Annotated in this window: 1 protein-coding gene and 1 pseudogene; both read left to right on the top strand. The window is 78.2% G+C overall.

Going from position 1 to position 1082, the window contains the following annotated elements; translation table 11 throughout:
- Nucleotides 1-502 (top strand): annotated as a pseudogene (locus tag PAI11_RS27135) (hypothetical protein); the annotation flags it as partial.
- Nucleotides 499-1082 (top strand): MlaD family protein (locus PAI11_RS11080; protein WP_040599915.1); only part of this gene is annotated, 584 nt, incomplete at its 3' end. The pseudogene PAI11_RS27135 and the gene PAI11_RS11080, both read left to right, overlap by 4 nt.

The raw sequence follows: 1082 nt of genomic DNA, 5'->3' as shown, positions 1-1082 counted from the left end.
GGCCCGCCTGCCGCGAGCGCTGCGGGCCCTCGACGGCGCGCTCGTCAGCGGCACGCCGGTGCTGCGACGGGTCCCGGCGCTCGCCGGCCGCGTCGACCGCGCGCTGGTCACGCTCGGCCGCGTCGCCGACGACCGGCCGACCGCCGACGGGCTCGGCCTGCTCGCGCCGCTCGGGACCCGCCTGAGCCCGCTGATGCGCTGGCTGACGCCGCTGCAGACCCGCTGCAACGGGGTCGGCCTGTTCTTCAAGGGGACGACCGGGATCACCAGCGAGGGCGACCGCTACGGCAACTGGTACCAGATGCTCCCGGTCCTGCCGCTCCCCCCGCCGCTGCGGGTCGGCGCCCCGGACGCCGAGACCCACGCGAGCACCTACGCCGACCCGTCGGAGGGCTGCCCGATCGGCAACGAGCGCTACCTGCCCGGCCAGTGGATCGGGCGCACCGCCGGGTCGGCGCCCGCGCGCAACCCCACGACCCCCTGGACCGGAGGCGACCGATGAGCGCGCCGCGCCGCAGCGACCAGCACCGCAGCGCCCGCCGCTGGGGCCTGGCGATGGTGGCGGTGGCCGCCCTTGGCCTGGCGCTCGCGTTCGGGATGCGCGCGCCGGGATCGTCGCCGACCACCCTGCGACTGCTGACCCGCGACGCCGGGGCGCTGCGCGCCGCCGGCGCGATCCGCGTCCGCGTCGCCGGCACCGACGTCGGCCGCCTGACCGCGATCGACCCGGTTCCCGACCATCCCGGCCTCACCCAGCTGACCGCCGAGCTGCGCGACGACGCGCCGGTCGTCCGGCGCGACGCGACGGTGAAGATCCGGCCGCGGCTGTTCCTCGAGGGCAACTTCTTCCTCGACCTGGCCCCGGGCACGCCCGGAGCCCCGCCGCTCGGTGGCGATCCGCTGCCGCCGTCGGCGACCACGATCCACGTCGCCACCGACGAGATCTTCAGCCTCTTCGACGCCAACGGCCGCCGCGACGTCCGCGCCGCGCTGCGCGGCCTGTCGGGCGCGCTGGCCCGCGGCGGCGCCGCGGGCCTGCGCCGAGCGATCGCCACGCTGCCCCCGGCCCTGGAGCGCGTCGC

The sequence above is a fragment of the Patulibacter medicamentivorans genome (assembly GCF_000240225.1).
In the GTDB taxonomy this organism is placed as follows: Bacteria; Actinomycetota; Thermoleophilia; order Solirubrobacterales; family Solirubrobacteraceae; genus Patulibacter; species Patulibacter medicamentivorans.
This window is presented reverse-complemented; position numbering and strand designations above follow the sequence as displayed.